The 19216-nt window shown below is 43.1% G+C and carries 15 protein-coding genes and 1 pseudogene; 13 read left to right on the top strand and 3 right to left on the bottom strand.

Annotation, left to right across the window (positions count from 1 at the left end; translation table 11 throughout):
* Nucleotides 1–53 precede the first annotated feature (53 nt).
* A complete protein-coding gene (locus tag CXM95_RS15435) occupies nucleotides 54–389 on the bottom strand; it encodes a DUF3899 domain-containing protein (protein ID WP_005227990.1) in 336 nt (111 codons plus the stop codon).
* An 84-nt stretch (nucleotides 390–473) separates the two neighbouring features.
* On the opposite strand from CXM95_RS15435, the gene opp3b reads away from it, so the two are divergent.
* The 5 genes and pseudogenes from opp3b to CXM95_RS15410 all read left to right on the top strand — a co-directional run bounded on the left by opp3b (nucleotide 474) and on the right by CXM95_RS15410 (nucleotide 5490).
* Entirely contained in the window at nucleotides 474–1415 is a 942-nt protein-coding gene (gene opp3b / locus CXM95_RS15430; protein WP_005233681.1) for an oligopeptide ABC transporter permease, read from the top strand.
* The gene (locus CXM95_RS15425) at nucleotides 1415–2458 is read left to right on the top strand and encodes an ABC transporter permease (RefSeq protein WP_005233683.1); all 1044 of its coding nucleotides are present in this window, start codon (nucleotides 1415–1417) and stop codon (nucleotides 2456–2458) included. The genes opp3b and CXM95_RS15425 overlap by 1 nt, the downstream gene beginning before the upstream one ends.
* A gap of 22 nt (nucleotides 2459–2480) precedes the next feature.
* Nucleotides 2481–3509, top strand: coding sequence for an ABC transporter ATP-binding protein (locus tag CXM95_RS15420; RefSeq protein ID WP_101699363.1), 1029 nt, complete (start codon nucleotides 2481–2483; stop codon nucleotides 3507–3509).
* 14 nt (nucleotides 3510–3523) lie between these two features.
* On the top strand, nucleotides 3524–4462 hold the full coding sequence (locus CXM95_RS15415; RefSeq protein WP_005233685.1) for an ABC transporter ATP-binding protein: 939 nt from the start codon (nucleotides 3524–3526) through the stop codon (nucleotides 4460–4462).
* A 30-nt stretch (nucleotides 4463–4492) separates the two neighbouring features.
* Nucleotides 4493–5490, top strand: a pseudogene (locus CXM95_RS15410) (RNA-guided endonuclease TnpB family protein).
* A 145-nt stretch (nucleotides 5491–5635) separates the two neighbouring features.
* Here CXM95_RS15410 and CXM95_RS15405 read toward each other — a convergent pair.
* Together CXM95_RS15405 and CXM95_RS15400 are read right to left on the bottom strand one after the other, a co-directional pair.
* The gene (locus CXM95_RS15405; protein ID WP_005233702.1) at nucleotides 5636–6466 is read right to left on the bottom strand and encodes an NUDIX domain-containing protein; all 831 of its coding nucleotides are present in this window, start codon (nucleotides 6464–6466) and stop codon (nucleotides 5636–5638) included.
* A 50-nt stretch (nucleotides 6467–6516) separates the two neighbouring features.
* A complete protein-coding gene (locus tag CXM95_RS15400; protein WP_034872151.1) occupies nucleotides 6517–6792 on the bottom strand; it encodes a hypothetical protein in 276 nt (91 codons plus the stop codon).
* A gap of 356 nt (nucleotides 6793–7148) precedes the next feature.
* Between CXM95_RS15400 and metG the strand changes: the two genes are divergently transcribed.
* The 8 genes from metG (at nucleotide 7149) to CXM95_RS15360 (ending at nucleotide 19209) form a co-directional block, all read left to right on the top strand.
* Nucleotides 7149–9155, top strand: a complete 2007-nt coding sequence (metG, locus tag CXM95_RS15395; RefSeq protein WP_005233704.1) for a methionine--tRNA ligase — start codon at nucleotides 7149–7151, stop codon at nucleotides 9153–9155.
* A 262-nt stretch (nucleotides 9156–9417) separates the two neighbouring features.
* The gene (locus CXM95_RS15390; RefSeq protein ID WP_016612920.1) at nucleotides 9418–12096 is read left to right on the top strand and encodes a cation-translocating P-type ATPase; all 2679 of its coding nucleotides are present in this window, start codon (nucleotides 9418–9420) and stop codon (nucleotides 12094–12096) included.
* A 171-nt stretch (nucleotides 12097–12267) separates the two neighbouring features.
* Nucleotides 12268–12696 (top strand): hypothetical protein, encoded by a 429-nt coding sequence (locus CXM95_RS15385; protein WP_034872150.1) that lies wholly within the window; start codon nucleotides 12268–12270, stop codon nucleotides 12694–12696.
* 487 nt (nucleotides 12697–13183) lie between these two features.
* Nucleotides 13184–14686: a ribosomal protection-like ABC-F family protein gene (gene abc-f, locus CXM95_RS15380; RefSeq protein WP_101699362.1), complete on the top strand. Its 1503-nt coding sequence runs from the start codon at nucleotides 13184–13186 to the stop codon at nucleotides 14684–14686.
* 469 nt (nucleotides 14687–15155) lie between these two features.
* Complete coding sequence (locus CXM95_RS15375; RefSeq protein ID WP_005233711.1) at nucleotides 15156–16229, top strand: ABC transporter ATP-binding protein; 1074 nt, start codon at nucleotides 15156–15158, stop codon at nucleotides 16227–16229.
* On the top strand, nucleotides 16229–17110 hold the full coding sequence (locus CXM95_RS15370; RefSeq protein ID WP_008379450.1) for a carbohydrate ABC transporter permease: 882 nt from the start codon (nucleotides 16229–16231) through the stop codon (nucleotides 17108–17110). Before CXM95_RS15375 ends, CXM95_RS15370 begins: the two co-directional genes overlap by 1 nt.
* A 4-nt stretch (nucleotides 17111–17114) precedes the next feature.
* On the top strand, nucleotides 17115–17933 hold the full coding sequence (locus tag CXM95_RS15365; protein WP_005228015.1) for a carbohydrate ABC transporter permease: 819 nt from the start codon (nucleotides 17115–17117) through the stop codon (nucleotides 17931–17933).
* Nucleotides 17917–19209: an MBL fold metallo-hydrolase gene (locus tag CXM95_RS15360; RefSeq protein ID WP_101699361.1), complete on the top strand. Its 1293-nt coding sequence runs from the start codon at nucleotides 17917–17919 to the stop codon at nucleotides 19207–19209. Before CXM95_RS15365 ends, CXM95_RS15360 begins: the two co-directional genes overlap by 17 nt.
* Nucleotides 19210–19216 lie beyond the last annotated feature (7 nt).

Raw genomic sequence — 19216 nt, 5'->3', positions numbered from 1 at the left:
CTTGTCTCAGCCTTTTGCTTCTCATTTCAATGAGTAAAAATATAAGAGTGAAATTAACTAGTAGCAATCATTAAAAAGAGCAATGAAAGGAATAACAAGAAGACACCAGGCCATAACCAAAAGGCGTAACTCTGTTTGCCGACTTGGGATAATTTCAGATAATCTGTTTTATTTTTGGAAAAAGCTTTCTTCATGGAATATTGAAAATGGTCAAAGAAACCAGAAGCAAATACCCATAAAAAACCGCCAATGATCAAAAAGAACAGCGCCCACAAGAAAAGGGCATCTGAAAGAGCTGCTATGGAAAATTCATTTTTTATGGCTAACCATCCGCCAGAAATTGCGAGGCATAGGAGGGGTATGAGCCCACTACTTTTTTTTATTTTCATGATCTGACTCCTTTTTAATGATTCGTACTATGTTAATTTACATAATTATTGAATAGAAGTCAAAATACTTAAGGGGGAAACTGCGTGAACAGCTTTTTGAAATATTTATTGAAACGAGTGTTCTACATGGTCTTAACATTATGGCTGATTGCCACGATCACCTTTTTCTTGATGCAATTTTTGCCAGGAACACCATATACGAATGCTGAAAAATTAAGTCCAGAACAAATTGCCTTGCTAAATGAGCAAGCAGGATTGGACAAACCGATCATTACCCAATATTGGCTTTATTTGACCAATCTACTAAAAGGTGACTTTGGGATCTCTTTCCAATTTAAAAACCAGCCAGTAGCGAATTTATTATCAGGAAGAATCGGACCTTCACTGCAACTAGGACTACAAGCGATCATCTTTGGTACCTTCTTTGGGATTATTTTAGGAACGATCTCTGCAATGAAACAAAATACTTGGGTCGACACAACGTCTACCTTAGTGGCGATCTTAGGGCGTTCGATCCCTAACTTTGTCTTTGCCGTTTTGCTGCAATATATTTTTGCCATCAAACTAGGGATCTTGCCGATTGCCAAGTGGGAGACCTTTGCCAGCACGATCTTACCGACCGTCGCCTTAGCGATGTCGCCGTTAGCGGATTCCGCTAGGTTTATTCGAACCGAGATGGTGGAAGTGCTGCATAGTGATTATGTCGAGTTGGCACGAGCAAAAGGTTTGAGCCGCTGGGAAATTGCCTTCAAGCACGGTTTGCGGAATAGTTTGATTCCGTTATTGACGTTGTTAGGACCGCTAGCTGTCGGTTTGATGACTGGTTCCCTTGTCGTAGAAAATATTTTTGCGATCCCGGGTATCGGTGAACAGTTCGTAAAATCAATCATGACCAATGACTATCCGACGATCATGGCGGTAACGATCCTTTATTCCGCAATGTTGGTCTTTGTGATTCTTGTTGTTGATATTTTATATGGAATCGTTGATCCGCGGATCCGAGTTTCAGAAGGGAGTCGTGGCTAATGGCAGAGAAACCTTACACAGCAAATGATGTTGCTGCCATCGATGCAGCCAAATTTCAACCGTTACAAAAAAATACCAATGAAGAGCGTGAAGCGATCGCAACCCCCTCATTAACCTTTTTCCAAGATTCGTGGCGTCGTTTGAAAAAGAACAAAGCCGCTGTTTTCTCAATCGTTTTGTTGCTGATCATTATTACGATCTCAATCATTACCATTTTTGTCTCGCCACATGATCCGACCGCGCAAAATGTGACCTTTACAAATCTGCCGCCGAAAATTCCCGGTATCAACATCAATGGCTTAAACGGCTATGCGATGGTGGGAGGCGAGCTAGTAGATAAGTATGCAGCTGCCAATGTACCTGACGGGACATATTTCCTTTTAGGAACGGATGGATTAGGTCGTGACTTATTGAGTCGTCTATTTGTAGGGACACGTATCTCCTTATTGATTGCGTTTATCGCAGCGATGCTAGATATCATCTTTGGTGTAACCTATGGTTTGATCTCTGGTCTTTTAGGTGGACGAATCGATAATGTGATGCAACGTTTCCTAGAAATCTTATCAGGTATTCCCAACTTGGTGGTAATGATCTTAATGCTGGTAGTTTTCGAACCTGGGATCTTCTCGATCGTGGCAGCAATGGCGATCACTAACTGGATTCCAATGGCGCGGATCGTACGGGCCCAAACAATGAAACTGAAAGATCAGGAATTCGTTTTAGCCGCAACAACGCTGGGGGAAAGCCGTCTTAAGATTGCGATGAAACACGTATTACCAAATATTTCCAGCGTGATCATCGTACAAATGATGTTCAGTATTCCCTCGGCGATTTTCTTCGAGGCCTTCCTAAGCTTTATTGGGCTAGGATTAAAACCACCTTCAGCATCTTTAGGGATGCTACTAAGCGATGGCTACAAAACCTTCTTGTTCCTGCCTTACCAAATGTGGGTACCGGCTGTGACCTTGTCTGTGATTATGATTGGGTTCAATTTGCTGGCAGACGGTTTGCGTGATGCCTTTGATCCGAAAATGAAAGAGTGATTGCTATGAAAAAGTCTTAGAAGTGAAAAACTTAGAAATTTCTTTTGACACCTTTGCTGGGAAAGTCCAAGCGATCCGCGATGTCAGTTTCGATCTATACAAAGGAGAAACCTTGGCGATCGTGGGCGAATCCGGGAGCGGCAAGTCCGTGACAACCCGCAGTATCATGGGGTTATTAGCCAGCAATGCCAATGTCGATAATGGCCAGATCCTCTTCAATGGGACGGACATTTTGAAAAAATCCGAAAAAGAACTGCAAAAAATCCGTGGCAAGGAAATCGCCATGATTTTCCAAGATCCAATGACTTCACTAGACCCAACGATGCCGATTGGCAAGCAAGTGGCAGAGTCATTGATGAAGCACAACAAAATCAGTAAAAAAGAGGGCTTGCGACAAGCGTTGGAATTACTGAACCTTGTCGGCATCCCGAATGCTGAGAAACGCTTGAAAAATTATCCGCATCAATTTTCGGGTGGTCAGCGGCAGCGGATCGTTATTGCGATCGCGCTGATCTGTTACCCACAGATCTTAATTGCAGATGAACCGACGACTGCATTGGATGTAACGATCCAAGCACAGATCTTAGAGTTATTAAAAGATATTCAGAAGAAAATCAATTCGTCCATCGTCTTTATCACCCATGACTTGGGTGTCGTTGCCAATGTGGCTGACCGAGTAGCCGTGATGTATGGTGGGAAAATCGTCGAAGTGGGCACCGCAGAAGAAATCTTCTACAACCCGCAACATCCATACACCTGGGGCTTGTTGGGTTCGATGCCAACGTTAGAAGGGACAGGCGATCGTTTGTACGCGATTCCTGGTTCACCGCCGGATCTGTTGGACCCGCCAACCGGGGACGCTTTTTATCCACGAAACGAATTTGCTTTGCAGATCGATGCAGAACAGCAACCGCCGTTCTTTGATGTTTCACCGACCCACAAAGCAGCAACGTGGCTGTTAGCGCCGCAAGCACCGAAGGTAACTCCGCCGGATGAGATCTTGATTCGCTGGAAAAAATTCCAAGAAAAAAATACTCAGGCATCTGTCTAAAGGAGGAGAAACGGTTGGAAAAAGTTTTACTTGAAGTAAAGAATCTCAAACAATATTTTAACGTTGGCCGCAAAGACGAAGTCAAAGCCGTCGATGATATCTCCTTCCAAATCTATGAAGGAGAAACCTTTGGTCTAGTAGGTGAATCCGGAAGCGGAAAATCGACCACTGGACGGACGGTGATTCGTTTGAATAATCCTACCGGAGGCGAAGTTCTTTTTGATGGACAAGATGTTATGAAAATCAAAGGCAAGAAACCGCTGGCTGATTTTCGCCGGGAAGTTCAAATGGTCTTCCAAGATCCTTATGCCTCCTTGAATCCACGGATGAAAGTTCGCGACATTATTGCCGAAGGGATCGATATCAACGGATTAGCTAAAAATGAAAAAGAACGCAATGATCGGGTGGATGAACTCTTGCGAACCGTCGGACTAAACCCAAGTCATGGGACCCGTTATCCTCATGAATTTTCAGGGGGACAACGTCAGCGGATCGGAATCGCCCGAGCATTAGCCGTCGATCCAAAATTCATCATTTGTGATGAACCGATCTCGGCATTGGATGTTTCGATCCAAGCCCAAGTTGTCAACTTGCTGCAAGATCTGCAAGAAGAACATAAATTGACGTACTTGTTTATCGCCCATGATTTATCGATGGTCAAACACATCAGCGATCGGATCGGCGTGATGCACAACGGCAAACTGCTAGAAGTAGGAACCAGTGATGAAATCTATCATTACGGGGTCCATCCGTATACTGAAAGTCTTTTATCAGCGATTCCGCTGCCAGATCCTGACCATGAGCGTCAACGCAAACGGATCAAATACGTCAGCGAACCAAACGATAACCAAGAACGAGCAATGGAAGAGATCGCACCAGGACATTTCGTTTATGCCACGAAACAAGAAGCCAAGATCTACCAAGAAAAGTTAGCACAAAAAAAGGGGAACTAGCGTCAAAGGTATAGGGAGTGTTAGGAGGAGATGAAACTGGGTGTTTTAAAAGCATACAAATTTCGGATCTATCCTAATGGACAGCAAAAACAGTTTTTCATCGAAACCTTCGGCTGTGTTCGGTTTACGTACAATCAACTGCTGGAGGCGAAGATGGAGGAGCTGGCCAACAATGAAGCAAAGCAAGGGTTGACGCCAGCCAAACTAAAAAAGGAGTATCCTTTTTTGAAGGAGACCGATAGTTTGGCATTGGCGAATGCACAAAGGAATCTGGACCGAGCGTTTCGAAATTACTTTCAAAAGCGGGCTGGCTTTCCAAAAATGAAAACCAAAAAAAGTATTTGGCAATCGTATACTACGAATAATCAGCAGCACACCATTTACTTTGAAGAGGATCAAATCAAGCTGCCAAAGCTCAAAACACTGGTTCCAGTAAAAAAGCATCGGGAGATCAAAGGGAAAATCAAATCGGCAACGATCTCAGCGAAAACAATGAAGAGTTTTATATCTCGATTCTTTGTTTGGAAGAGATCACACCACTCCCGAAACAGCAAGCGTCTATCGCGGTTGTTTATGATCCGCAGCAGCTGATCAAAGCCAACCAATCGGTACCGGTCACTTGTGAGCATGCGATCCAAACAAAACAGAAGCTGACACGAGCAGAACGCAAACTTCAGGTGAAAGCTACGGCGGTCAAACGGAAAAAAATCCTTTTGACTCAGGCACGGAATTATCAGAAGCTAAAAGGAAAAGTCGCTCGCCTCTATCGTTTTCACTGCTGTCAAAAGCGGGAATTCATCGATCAAGTCAGTTATCATCTCGTAAAACAGTACGATACAATCTATTTGGAACAAATTGCTGAAGAAACGGTTCTAAAAGCCGGTCATTACAGCATCAGCGATTGGCATCAGTTTGTTCGCAAAATCCAGTACAAAGCGCAGTGGTACGGCAAAGAACTGCGTTTTGTCACGTTGGACACGCAGGACCAACAGAAGCTAGAGCGGCTCTCAGGCGAAATGAGCAGCTGATCTGCTTGAACTGGAAGGAACGCCAGGGATCGCCTAGGGTATAGAAAAAATCTTTATGATTTTTGTTTCTAGGAACCACGTTCACTAATTATGATTAACCAGCAACCCCCTGCCAAACTACAGTTTAGCAGGGGGTTGTATTTTTTTACATTTTATCACCTAAAAATGCGTCATTTAAGCGATAGATCTTTGAGGGACGCCCGATGCCAACGGGCTTTTCGCCGACCTCCGTAAAATATTGAAGCATGGATTTTTTAAAGTTGGAATGATCGATCATTTTGAAATCGATCCCCAAAAACTTGGCGAATACTTTGCGGGCTTCCGTGATCGTAAAATCTTTGCCTAATACAAGAAGCACTTGCGGCTCGTGTTCCATCTTGTTGGCAACCCGTTTGAAGGCTTTGAGAATGATCGCGCTGTGGTCAAAAGCCAGCGTATCTTTTCCAACAGAGGCACCAGTCACCAGGTCAAGAATGATCTCGATCTCACCGCTGGTCAAATAGATTTGATTGGCTTTTCTTTCCAGAGAAAACCAGCGTACCTGATTCGCATCGTCCCCAGCACTTAAGGGCTCTTCACCAATAAATGCCAAATAGCTGACGGTGATTACCCACCCACGCGGATCACGACCAGGGGTGCTGAAGGTGTGCAGCTGTTCGATGTTTTGTTTGGAGATAGTGACCCCGATCTCTTCTTGGGTTTCACGGATCACACTTTGGCCTGTCGATTCATTCGGATTGACGAAGCCCCCCGGCAATGCCCAAGAATTGCGGAAGGGATGGCCTTTTCTTTGGATCAGCGCAATTTTGAGTTGTTCTTCTTCTTTGTTGTAACACATCAACACCATATCGACGGTTACGGAGGGTTTCTCGTATTTCGGCTGATCTTGTGCCTGATACCACGTAAGAAAGTCTGCTTCAGAAGCTTCTTTCTCATAGTAGTGTTTTTCAGCTGATTTTGAGGTAAATTCTTTCATTGGTTTCTCCTGCCTTAGATAAAGTAAGTAACTGAGCGCGATGGTTTTCCTTAACGGAAAAAATAAGGAACGATCAAATTAATGAAAAACAGTGCGAGATAAAGCCAAGAAGACCGAGGGTGTTCTTTGAGTGCTAAATAGCCCCAAAGAGCGATCCATAGCAGAAAAGCTACCCGTAGGATTGCCAGCGCTGTCGCAAAAAGCGCCGCGTAATCATGGCTGTTGAAGTAAGCAAACAAAAAGGGGTAACCTGTGGTTGAAAAGAGCAAGTGCCCCACAGAAAGCGCGGTTAAAAGCAAAAAATGCTGTTTGTTTTTTCGAGTCATAGCGTTCCTTTCTATAAGAGAAGTCTTCCTCATTATAGCAAAAGAAGTACCTGTTAATCAAAGAGAGATAAAACACCTTTATTTCTTATGAGATTCGTTGTCAGGATCAGATTCTTCCCCTAGAACATTGAAGTGAACGGCTATCTGCGCTATGATAACTAGTAGAAAAGAAATACTCAAATCTGCTGGTTTATTTGCTGCGTTTTAAGGACGAAAACGATTCCTTTGCTTCTTTTAGAGCATGAAGAAAGGTCTTATTATGTCCGCTTTTTTGATTAAATTTATAGCATTTTTGGGTTGCGAACTGTATACTACCTAAGTATACACTTTACTAGTGAAAAGGAGGACTTGCGTCCATGGCTGAAAAAGAAACATTCTATATTACGACGCCAATTTATTATCCAAGCGGCAAGCTGCATATCGGGAATTCTTACACGACGATCGCTTGTGATGCGGTAGCACGATACAAACGATTGATGGGCTTTGATGTCTTTTATTTAACGGGTGTCGATGAGCACGGTCAAAAAATCGAGAAAAAAGCAGAAGAACTTGGCGTAGATCCGCAAGAATACGTCGACAAAATGGCAGCTGACGTCAAGAAATTATGGAACACACTAGACATCAGTTATGACAAATTTATCCGTACAACGGATGACTACCATAAAACAGCCGTTCAAAAAATCTTCCAGCAATTGCTTGATCAAGGCGATATCTATCTTGGTGAATATGAAGGCTGGTATTCTGTTTCTGATGAAGAATACTTTACTGAAACGCAATTAGCAGAAGTTTACCGAGATGAAGAGGGCAAAGTCATCGGCGGCAAAGCGCCAAGCGGTCATGAGGTAGAATTGGTGAAGGAATCTTCTTATTTCTTCCGCATGAGCAAATACGCCGATCGTTTGGTTCAATACTATGATGAACATCCAGAGTTCATTCAACCAGAATCACGCAAAAATGAAATGCTGAATAACTTCATCAAACCAGGTTTAGAAGACCTGGCTGTTTCCAGAACGACCTTTAAATGGGGCATTCCTGTCACGGCTAGTCCTGAACACGTGGTGTATGTTTGGATCGATGCGTTATCTAACTATATTACGGCATTAGGCTATGGCTCAGAGGACGATTCCTTGTTCCAAAAATACTGGCCAGCTGACGTGCATATGGTTGGGAAAGAAATCGTGCGTTTCCATACGATCTATTGGCCAATCATGCTGATGGCCTTAGACTTGCCCTTACCGAAAAAAATCTTTGGTCATGGCTGGTTGATGATGAAAGACGGCAAGATGTCGAAATCAAAAGGCAATGTCGTTTATCCAGAAATGTTAGTGGAGCGCTACAGCTTAGATGCGTTGCGTTACTATCTATTACGGGCGGTTCCTTTTGGTAGCGATGGTGTGTTTACACCAGAAGATTTCGTTTCTCGTTTGAACTACGATCTAGCCAACGACTTAGGCAACCTGCTGAATCGGACGATCGCCATGATCAATAAATATTGTGATGGCTTAGTGCCCGATTATGCCTCAAAAGTAACGCCTTTTGATAGCGAGCTGTCAACGACTGCGGCCAATGTGGTTGGTCGTTACCATGAAGCCATGGATAAAATGGAATTCAGTACGGCATTGTCAGAAGTTTGGACATTGATTTCCCGTGCCAACAAATACATTGACGAAACCCAACCATGGGTGTTAGCCAAAGAAGAAGAAAAGCGCGCGGAATTAAACAGTGTGATGGTTCATTTGGCGGAAAGCTTACGCATCGTTGCGATCTTATTGCAACCGGTGATGACAGAAACACCAGCCAACATTTTCCAACAATTAGGACTGGCTTCTGTTGCCATGGATCTGAAAGATTTACGCTTTGGTGAATTTCCAAGTGGCACGAAAGTCGTTGCCAAAGGCACACCGATTTTCCCTCGGTTGGAACTTGAAACAGAAGTAGCCTACATCCAAAAGAAAATGGCTGAAGGGACACAAAGTCCAGAAGAAACAGTCAAATGGAATCCAGAAGAAACCACATTGCAATCAGACAAAGCCGAGATCAAATACGAAGACTTCGACAAGATCGAATTAAAAGTGGCAGAAGTCGTTGATTGTCAAAAAGTCAAAGGGGCCGACAAGCTGCTACAATTCCGCTTAGCTGCGGGAGATGATCAAGATCGTCAAATTTTATCGGGGATTGCTGAATTTTATCCAGAACCACAAGATTTGATCGGCAAAAAAGTCGTGATCGTTGCCAACTTGAAACCACGGAAAATGCGGGGGCAAGTCAGCCAAGGAATGATCCTTTCTGCAGAAGACAATGATGGTCGTCTGCAAATCGTGGAAGCGCCAAAAGGCATGCCAAACGGCTCGGTCATCGCTTGATTTTTAAGAGAAATTCTTTGTTGAATTTCAGCGAAAATAAAATTGCCAGACCCGAAAAGTTTTTGTATAATGTAGGTTATTGATATGAACATGAGGGAGTAATTGGCGGATTTTATCTGCGGCAGTATCACCATCCTGAAAGAAATTTCTGGTGCTGTCTTAAACAGTGAGACTTATGTATGCTTAGACAGTGCATACATAAGTCTATTTTTTTTCATATCATGTACAATAAAGGAAGAGTAAGTATAAAAGGAGGAGAAACATGTCAGAAGAAAACAAAAAGGAGCAGCTATCGCAGGCGTTTTATGCGCAAGAAGCGCAGCATGTTCTGGAAGAAATGCAAACAGATGCCAATGGATTAACGAACGATGAAGCGCAAAAACGCTTATCTGAGTATGGTCCCAACGAATTAGAAGAAGGCAAAAAGAAATCGATGGCACAAAAATTCTTTGAGCAATTTAAAGATTTGATGATCATCGTTTTGCTAGCGGCGGCAATTATCTCAGCAGTCGTTTCCCATGAAGTCGTGGACTCAATTATTATTTTAGCAGTTGTCATTATCAACGCGATCATGGGTGTTGTTCAAGAGGCAAAGGCAGAGCAGGCCATCGAAGCACTAAGAGAAATGTCCACACCAAATGCCAATGTACTGCGTAATGGTCATACCGTCACCATCAAGAGCGATGAATTGGTTCCGGGGGATATTGTCCTATTAGAAGCTGGCGATGTCGTACCGGCAGATTTACGCCTCTTAGAAGCAAGTTCGTTAAAAATTGAAGAAGCCGCTTTGACCGGTGAATCCGTACCAGTCGAAAAAGAATTGACTGTCATCGAAGGGACGGATGTCGGGATCGGCGATCGCGTCAATATGGCCTATTCAAACAGTAATGTGACCTATGGCCGCGGAAAAGGGGTCGTGGTCAATACAGGAATGGGAACCGAAGTTGGGAAAATCGCTGGCATGCTAGCTAGCGCCCAAGAAACCGAAACACCATTGAAACGTAACTTAAATGAACTAGGAAAATTCCTGACGATCGCCATCATTATCATTGCAGTGATCATGTTCTTTGTTGGAACGATCTTTAACAATACGTCATGGGTCGACATGCTATTGACTTCGATCTCATTAGCAGTAGCGGCGATCCCAGAAGGGCTGCCAGCGATCGTAACGATCATCTTAGCCTTAGGTACGCAAGTAATGGCGAAACGAAATGCAGTGATCCGTAAATTACCAGCGGTTGAAACCCTTGGGGCAACGGATATTATCGCTTCTGATAAAACTGGTACTTTGACGTTGAATCAAATGACCGTGGAAAAATTGTATGTCAATAACAAACAACATGCTGCTTCAGAAGATATTCCGTTAGACAACATGGCATTAAAAGTCATGAACTTTGCCAATGATACAAAATTTGGTGAAGAAGGCAACTTGATCGGTGATCCGACCGAGACCGCATTGGTGCAATTCGGGATGGATCAAGGATTCCATGTGCGGGATCTCGTCAATCAAGAACCACGGGTAGCGGATCTGCCCTTTGATTCTGACCGAAAACTTATGAGTACGATCCACCAACAAGAAGACGGCCGCTATTTAGTTGCTGTCAAAGGTGCACCGGATGTCTTACTAGGCAGAACCTCAAAAGTACTATTGGATGGCCAAGAGCTACCAATGACGAATGAAGAAAAAGAAAAAATCTTATTCAACAATACCGATATGGCAAAACAAGCGCTGCGGGTATTGGGAATGGCCTACAAATACGTAGATCAAGTGCCAGAAAACTTAGAATCAGAAATCGTCGAAAATGATTTGGTCTTTGCTGGCTTAGTCGGAATGATTGACCCAGAACGGGCAGAAGCAGCCGATGCGGTACGTTTAGCCAAAGAAGCTGGGATTCGTCCCATCATGATCACCGGAGACCACCGGGATACAGCTGAAGCCATTGCGGGACGTTTAGGGATCATCAAACCGAGCGATGATGATGCTGTCTTGACCGGCGCTGAACTCAATAAAATGAGCGAAGAAGAGTTTGCCCAAAAGGTAGCCCACTACTCAGTCTATGCGCGGGTATCGCCGGAACATAAAGTCCGCATCGTCAAAGCTTGGCAGCAAGAAGGCAAAGTCGTTGCCATGACCGGTGATGGGGTCAACGATGCACCATCACTGAAGCAAGCCGATATTGGTGTTGGCATGGGGATCACAGGTACCGAAGTTTCTAAAGGTGCTTCCGATATGGTCTTAGCCGATGACAACTTTGCTACGATCGTCGTAGCGGTGGAAGAAGGACGTAAAGTCTTCTCCAATATTCAAAAAGCGATTCAATACTTGCTAGCCGCTAACCTAGGGGAAGTTTTGACCTTGTTCTTAGCAACCTTGTGGGGTTGGGACTCGCTATTGCCGATCCACTTGCTTTGGATCAACCTAGTAACCGATACCTTCCCAGCAATTGCCTTAGGAATGGAGCCTGCTGAAAAAGATCTAATGAAACATGCACCGCGGGGACGCAGTTCCAACTTCTTCTCCGGTGGTGTGATGAGCAGTATCATCTACCAAGGGATCTTAGAAGCAGCAACCGTGCTGTTCGTTTATTGGTCAGCGATCCAATGGCCCGTTCACAATACGTACGATGCGATCCATGCCGATGCCTTAACGATGGCCTTTGCCACGTTAGGATTGATGCAATTGTTCCATGCCTTCAACGTCAAATCGATCCATCAGTCGCTCTTTAAAGTAGGAGCATTTAGAAACAAAGCCTTCAACTGGGCGATCCTACTTTCCTTTGCATTGATGCTAGTGATCTTCATTGTGCCAGGATTGAATGATATCTTCCGTGTCGCACACCTTGACTTGTATCAATGGGGCATCGTTTTAGGCGCCTCCTTTGCGATCATTCCAGTCGTTGAGATCGTCAAAGCGATCCAACGAGCAATGGGACGCAAATAAGCCAAAAATAAACAGAAAAACAACGAATGGTCTGCTGTCCTTCTCCATGGGCAGCAGGCCTTTTTTTGCTGGCTTATTTTCGATAAACCCTATGGCTGTTTCTTGACCTTTTCATTTGCAGCAAGAAACGGTAAAATAGAAGATAATAACAAAGAAAGTAGGGGACCCACTGTGCGACCAAACTTAGGTTTTTATGTACAAACAATCAACGATCTTGTCAAAGAAACAGAAGCGATCGGGGAGAAAATGAATCCCAATTATGAAGAGATCCGCAAAGCGATCGACGAGAAGAAAGAAGCAGAGGTAACACCTGAGCGGCTAGCTGAGATTACCAGAATTTTTAAAGAAGGCACGGACAAATACCGCTTGATGCTGGAAAAAATCAGCAAATTGCGTCCACCAGCGAATGTGATGGGGATCCATAAAAAATTCGAGCGAGCGTATATGAAATATGTTGCCGGCTGTGATGAGATGATTTTGAGTCTGGATAACAAAATCGACCAAGAAGCCTTTGATTCAGCTGAAGCTAAGCAAGATGAAGCAACGGACGAAATTTCTTTTGCTATCCAACGGATGACCGCTTTATTGTTAAAAAAATGATAAACATTCAAGTTAAACAAGAGTTATTTAATTTAACTGTTATGTTTTTCACATGTAAAATTTTTTTATCGGAGGTATAATGAATTCACAACCAACAACCTTTTTATTTTTCATTTTACTCCTTTTGCCATCAGGACTAACCAACCTGATGGTTTTTTTTTTGTTTTTTAATGAAATATTTCCATCAAAAGCGGGGATAGTTTGTGAACAAAATATAAAGTTGAAATAGCAAGGAATAGCAAGCTTGCGCTTTTTTGTCGATGAATGCTATACTTAGGGCACTATTAAACGAAATGAGGGATCCTCCATTGAAAAATTAACCAATTTGTTGAAAGCTGCATGAAACTGTTCCTCCAAGGGGATAGTCTGCAGATTTTCAGGATTGGTTGACTTTTTCAATGGAGGATCTTTTTGTGTACCTCTAAAAACTGATTCTGAAAATAGCTTTAGGTCTACTCTATTCCGTGAATAGAGACGAGGTATATTTATGTCGAATATCAGTATTAATCATTTAACTTTTGGCTTTGATAGCCAGGAACGGTTGCTTTTTGAGGATGCCAACTTGAACCTTGATACACAATGGAAATTAGGGTTGATTGGTAGAAATGGTCGCGGCAAAACGACCTTGCTGCGTTTGCTGCTCAATGAATTGCCTTATAGCGGCTCGATTACCCATGAGCAGCAATTCGTTTATTTTCCCTTAACAGTCGCTGACGAACAGCAACTGACGCTTTTTGTTTTACAAGAATCCGGTGAATTTGAGCAGTGGCGTTTGGAACGAGAATTGAACCTGCTGCAACTTGATCCAGAAGTTCTTTGGCGGCCCTTTGCCACTTTATCTGGCGGCGAGCAAACGAAAGTTCTATTGGCGCGTTTGTTCGTTGATGAAGAGAATTTTGCTTTGATCGATGAGCCAACCAACCATTTGGATGTGACTGCTCGCCAACATGTTGCCCGCTATTTGCAGCAAAAAACCGGGTTTATCGTTGTGAGCCATGATCGACAGTTTGTCGATGAAGTCGTCGATCATGTATTGGCGATCGAAAAAAGCCGCTTGGTGTTGTACAAAGGGAATTATTCAGTTTATGAACTGCAAAAGCAGCAAAAAGATGCCTATGAGCAAGAACAAAACAGCAAGTTGAAAAAAGAAATCGGTCGTTTGAAGCAGACGGCAGCCGAGAAAGCGGAGTGGTCCCGAGGACGCGAACGGGACAAATTAGGGTCGCCGACCAAAAAAGGCAGTGGGGCAATCTATGATACGGGGGCGATCGGTGCCCGAGCGGCACGGACCATGAAGCGCTCGAAAGCGATCGTTAAACGGATGGAAGATCAAATTCAAGACAAGTCTGCGTTGTTAAAAGATATTGAGTGGATCGATCCTCTGAAAATGACCCCGCTTGTTAGCCATCATGACGTGTTGCTGGAAGCAGAGCATTTTCAGCTCGGCTATGAGAAGCCTTTGTTTAAACCGCTGACGTTTGCGATCCGTCAAAAAGAGCGCTTGGGGATTCAAGGGGCCAACGGATCTGGCAAGTCCAGTTTGATTGCGAGTATTTTAGGTACTTTCGAAGGACAGCAGACAGGGAAGATCAAAACAGCCCATGGGATCACCATCAGTTATGTTCGACAAAACTACGAGGACAACTGTGGGATGCTGACAGAGTTTGCCCAAGAACATGGCTTGAATTATCAAGATCTGCTAAATAATTTGAAAAAACTTGGCTTGGAAAGAGCTGTTTTTCAAACGCCGATCCAGCAAATGAGCATGGGGCAGCGTAAACGCGTGGAACTAGCCAAATCATTAGCAACACCAGCAGAATTGTTTATCTGGGATGAACCTCTGAATTATTTGGATGTCTTCAATCAGAAGCAATTAGAGGAAGTAATCCATTTGGTGGAGCCTTCTATGCTGATCATTGAACACGACCGTTATTTTCTTGAGCAAGTCTCAACGAAATTGCTGACGTTGACGATCGATGAAGTCGAATAACTGAAGGGGAAAAAGGACGATTGTTTTCTTTGGGGAAACCGTCCTTTTTTGTTATTTTAATCGGAGAGATACTGACGATTTTAGTAAGTATTTAATAAGGGTGCTTTTGATAAAAAAGCTGTGTAAAAATAGTGTTATTATACACAGGTATGTATATTTGATAAAATTCATTCATTTTTTCATGAAAATTTTCGAAAAATGACGAAACGTTCGGGATTAGCGGGTAGAATTCCCTTTGAATCACTCATCGTTTTCTCATTGTTTGGTAAATTAATTAAAAATTCTTTCATAATTCCCATTGGTTTTTACAAAACATTTACAATAATAGTATCGAATAAAAACATTCGTTTGTTATGATTAAAATCGAATTTCTTTGAGCGTTTGACCGAAACATCAAGAGTTCGTTTTTTTTGTGACTTGAAATGCCAGTCAACTATTCGGAGGAAAAAGAGAAAATGGAGGGGCAGTTTTGATAGAAGTAGTCGGGTTGAAGAAGGTTTTTGATAATAAGTTCGAAGCCTTGAAAGCAGTAGATTTTACAATAGAAAAAGGCGATTTGGTTTGTTTGTTGGGACCTAGTGGTTGCGGGAAATCGACGATATTGAATTTGATCGCGGGGTTGTTAAGTCCCACCGATGGTGATATCCGCTTTAATGGTACTTCCGTTGTTAAGACGGAGCCGAAAGACCGCAATATCGGGTTTGTTTTTCAGAACTATGCCCTTTATCCCCATATGACTGTGTTAGAAAATGTCATGTTTCCCTTGACAGTCGGAGAGAAAAAAATCAAGAAAAACGAAGCACAGAAAATTGCTGAAAAGTTCATGAAGCTGACCAATATTGAAGAATTAAGTCAGAAAAAACCAGGAACCCTTTCCGGTGGACAACAGCAACGGGTCGCCATTACTCGTGCTTTGGTGCAAAGTCCAGAAGTGTTACTGCTGGATGAACCATTGAGTAACTTAGATGCCCGTTTGCGCTTGAAGATCCGTGAAGAAATTCGTCGGTTAGTCAAAGAAGTAGGAATCACTACGATCTTCGTGACTCATGACCAAGAAGAAGCTCTTTCTATCAGTGATAAGATTATTTTGATGAATGAAGGGATCATTCAACAAAATGATGATCCGCAAAACCTTTACTTAGAACCAAACAATCTTTTCGTAGCGAAATTCATTGGTAATCCAATCATCAACATCTTGCCAGTAGAAGTCAAAGAGGGACAAATGATCCATCCAGCATTCACGATCCCAGTTGACCGCTTTACCGACATTCGCTTCAAGAAACCATTGACAGACGGCCAATATACGTTAGGTATTCGTCCAGAAGATGTGCTGACCACCTTACAAACGGGGTTGTTCCAAACAGAAATCAAGAGTGTGGAGCTGATCGGACGAGAACGAATCTTGAACTTTGATCTGGCTGCAAAACATATGAAATCGATCGTTAGTATTGAAGAGATCATTGAAGAAGGCGCGCAAGTGTCATTTGATTTTCATTACAAAAAAGCCTTTATCTTTGATGAAAAAGGAGAGCGGGTCTACTAATGTTCAAAAAAAATTATAACCCTGAGAATCAACCAAAGGCGTGGCTGTTTTTACTGCCTTCATTGGTCATTATTTTCTTATTCAGTGTGTATCCGCTGTTTCGTTCTTTCATCATGAGTTTCCAAAAAGGAACCTTGATTAACCAACAGTATGCTGGGCTTGAGAACTATCAAAGGGTTTTAACGGACCCCGTATTCTTTCGAGCACTGCAAAACACAGCACTGTTTGCTTTTGCGGTCGTGCCGATCTCGCTGATTCTCTCATTAGCGATTGCTTGGATCATTTTTGAAAAAGTCAAATACAAAAGTTTTTTTGAAACGATCTTCTTTATGCCCTATGTCACAAGTACGATTGCGATCGGGATCGTGTTTCGTTACTTTTTCAATGGCTCTTACGGGATCATTAATTATCTGCTAGGTCTTGTCGGCATTGCGCCAGTCAACTGGCTAGATAACGTCAACATGAGTATGACGACCTTGATCATCTTCGGCGTTTGGACGAGCCTCGCCTTCAACATTATTATCTTGTTGGCAGGAATGCGCAACATCGACAAAGAACATTATAAAATCGCAAAAATGTTTGGCGCTACCGATGGCGAAATTTTTCGGAAAATCACCTTTCCGCAGTTGATCCCGACCTTTGCTTTCTTGTTGACGGTCAATCTGATCAGTGCCTTTAAAGTTTATACCCAAGTATATGCTTTGTTTGGCGGCCAGCCAGGGATCGCTCGTAGTGCCACGACAGCAGTCTTTTATATCTACGACAAATTCCATATCGCCGGACGTCCGGGGATTGCAATGGCGGCAACCGTGATCTTGTTTATCATTATTTTGCTCGTCACCTTTATCCAAAATAAACTTTTGAAGAAAGTGGGCGAATAAACGAATGAAAAAAATTGTCACGATTGTTTCGATGCTGTTTTTAGCAATTTTAGCAGTGATCACGCTGTTTCCCTTTGTCTATATGATTTTAGCTGGTCTAATGACCTACAGTGAAGCAACCAGTATTCCACCGACGATCATGCCAGAGTCCTTCCAATGGAGCAACTACGGGGAAGTCTTTACCCGAGCACCGTTTTTACGCTACTTCTTCAATACGGTCTTTGTTTCAGCGGTCACTACCATAGCGACGCTGATCACGGCAATTTTAGCTGCTTTTGCATTAACGAGTCTTGAATTCAAATACAAGCGTCTCGTGATTGGTTTGATGATCTCCTTACTGATGGTTCCTTATGAATCCATCATCTTTACCAATTACAATACGATTGCTCGAATGGGCTTATTAAATACGTATAGTGCCTTGATCATTCCGTTTCTGACCAGTATTTTTTACATCTATTATTTAAACGGTTATTTACAAAGTATTTCTAATACCTTTTATAAGGCAGCCAAAATTGACGGTGCCAGCGACCTAGCTTATATCCGCCGAATTTTGATCCCCATGTCTAAACCAGCCTTGGTGACAGTCGGGATTCTGACGTTCATCTCTAGCTGGAATTCTTTCTTATGGCCGTTGTTAGTGACGAATGAGAAAAAATACCGTCTCTTAAATAATGGATTGGCTGCCTTTACCACAGAAAGCGGCAGTGACGTTCATTTACAAATGGCGGCAGCGACCTTGACCGTCATTCCAATTCTGATCATTTACTTGATCTTTAGAAAAGAAATTATCAAAGGAGTGGCTAAAGATGGCATCAAAGGATAAAACAACGATCACCTTCCATAGCGGAATTTTAACGATTGGAGGAACCGTCATCGAAGTTGCGTACAAAGATGCCCATATCTTTTTTGATTTCGGTTCGGAGTATCATCCAGAAACACCCTTACCAGATGAAGAATTACAAACGTTAGTTGCGCATCGCTGGATACCAGAACTGAAAAATGTCTACGATCCACGCTTAGACTACACGTACCAAGGAAGCGAAACGAAAGAATACCAAGAAACAGCAGTTTTTCTTTCCCACGCCCATCTGGATCATTCCAAGATGATCAACTTTTTAGACCCAAATATTCCTATGTACACCTTGAAGGAAACCAAAGCGATCCTCGAAGTGTTGAATCAAAAAGGGGACTTCTTGCTGCCCGTTCCTCATGAGGAAAAAAGCTTTGTCCGTGAATTGATCGGCTTAGAACCCCATGATGTGATTCGGATCGGGGAAATCGAAGTCGAGATCATTCCAGTCGATCATGATGCGTACGGTGCGGCGGCCTTGTTAATTCGCACGCCGGATCATTTTATCGCTTATACCGGTGATTTGCGTTTGCATGGCTATCATCCAGAGCGTACCAAAGAATTCTGTCAATTAGCCAAACACACGGATCTATTGATGATGGAAGGGGTCAGCATCAGCTTCCCAGAAAGAGAACCGGACCCCAAAGCGATCACGGTGGAAAGTGAAACAGAATTGATTGAGACCTTCGTGCGTTTGGTCAAAGAAAATCCCCAACGACAAATTACCTTCAATGGCTATCCAGCCAATGTTGAGCGCTTTATGGCGCTTGTTGAAGCCGCGCCGCGGACGGTTGTTTTAGAGGCGACGCAAGCTGCTTTGTTGAAAGAAATTTTCAATAAAGATGTACCGTTCTATACGATCGATGATCAAGTACCAGCGACTCTCGATCCAGCCTTCGCCATTTCTTATCAGGCATTATGTGCCGACACGAGCCAGTACCTTTGGCAAGCAGTCGCGCATTTTGAAAACTTGCAAACAGGTGGATTGTATATTCACAGTGATGCGCAGCCGTTAGGCGATTTTGATCCAGCTTATCAAGTCTTTTTGGATCAACTGGCAGCACTGGAGATCGAATTTGTCCGTTTGCCAAACTCGGGACATGCAAAACCAGCTGATTTAGATCAGATCATTGCCTGGATCGAGCCCCAACGATTGGTTCCAATCCATACGCTGAAACCAGAAAATCTGGTGAATCCGTACGGTGAAGGAATATTGCCGCAACGCGGTGAAAAAATTATTTTAGAGTGATAGAGGA

Origin of the sequence: Enterococcus sp. CR-Ec1, from assembly GCF_002850555.1 — a bacterium.
Lineage (GTDB): Bacteria > Bacillota > Bacilli > Lactobacillales > Enterococcaceae > Enterococcus_D > Enterococcus_D entomosocium.
This window is presented reverse-complemented; position numbering and strand designations above follow the sequence as displayed.

Excerpts from the sequence above, each read along its gene's own strand:
- CXM95_RS15435 (WP_005227990.1), bottom strand. The coding sequence starts at position 389 with ATGAAAATAAAAAAAAGTAGTGGGCTCATACCCCTCCTATGCCTCGCA.
- CXM95_RS15425 (WP_005233683.1), top strand. The coding sequence starts at position 1,415 with ATGGCAGAGAAACCTTACACAGCAAATGATGTTGCTGCCATCGATGCA.
- CXM95_RS15405 (WP_005233702.1), bottom strand. The coding sequence starts at position 6,466 with ATGAAAGAATTTACCTCAAAATCAGCTGAAAAACACTACTATGAGAAA.
- CXM95_RS15400 (WP_034872151.1), bottom strand. The coding sequence starts at position 6,792 with ATGACTCGAAAAAACAAACAGCATTTTTTGCTTTTAACCGCGCTTTCT.
- metG (WP_005233704.1), top strand. The coding sequence starts at position 7,149 with ATGGCTGAAAAAGAAACATTCTATATTACGACGCCAATTTATTATCCA.
- CXM95_RS15390 (WP_016612920.1), top strand. The coding sequence starts at position 9,418 with ATGTCAGAAGAAAACAAAAAGGAGCAGCTATCGCAGGCGTTTTATGCG.
- abc-f (WP_101699362.1), top strand. The coding sequence starts at position 13,184 with ATGTCGAATATCAGTATTAATCATTTAACTTTTGGCTTTGATAGCCAG.
- CXM95_RS15370 (WP_008379450.1), top strand. The coding sequence starts at position 16,229 with ATGTTCAAAAAAAATTATAACCCTGAGAATCAACCAAAGGCGTGGCTG.
- CXM95_RS15365 (WP_005228015.1), top strand. The coding sequence starts at position 17,115 with ATGAAAAAAATTGTCACGATTGTTTCGATGCTGTTTTTAGCAATTTTA.
- CXM95_RS15360 (WP_101699361.1), top strand. The coding sequence starts at position 17,917 with ATGGCATCAAAGGATAAAACAACGATCACCTTCCATAGCGGAATTTTA.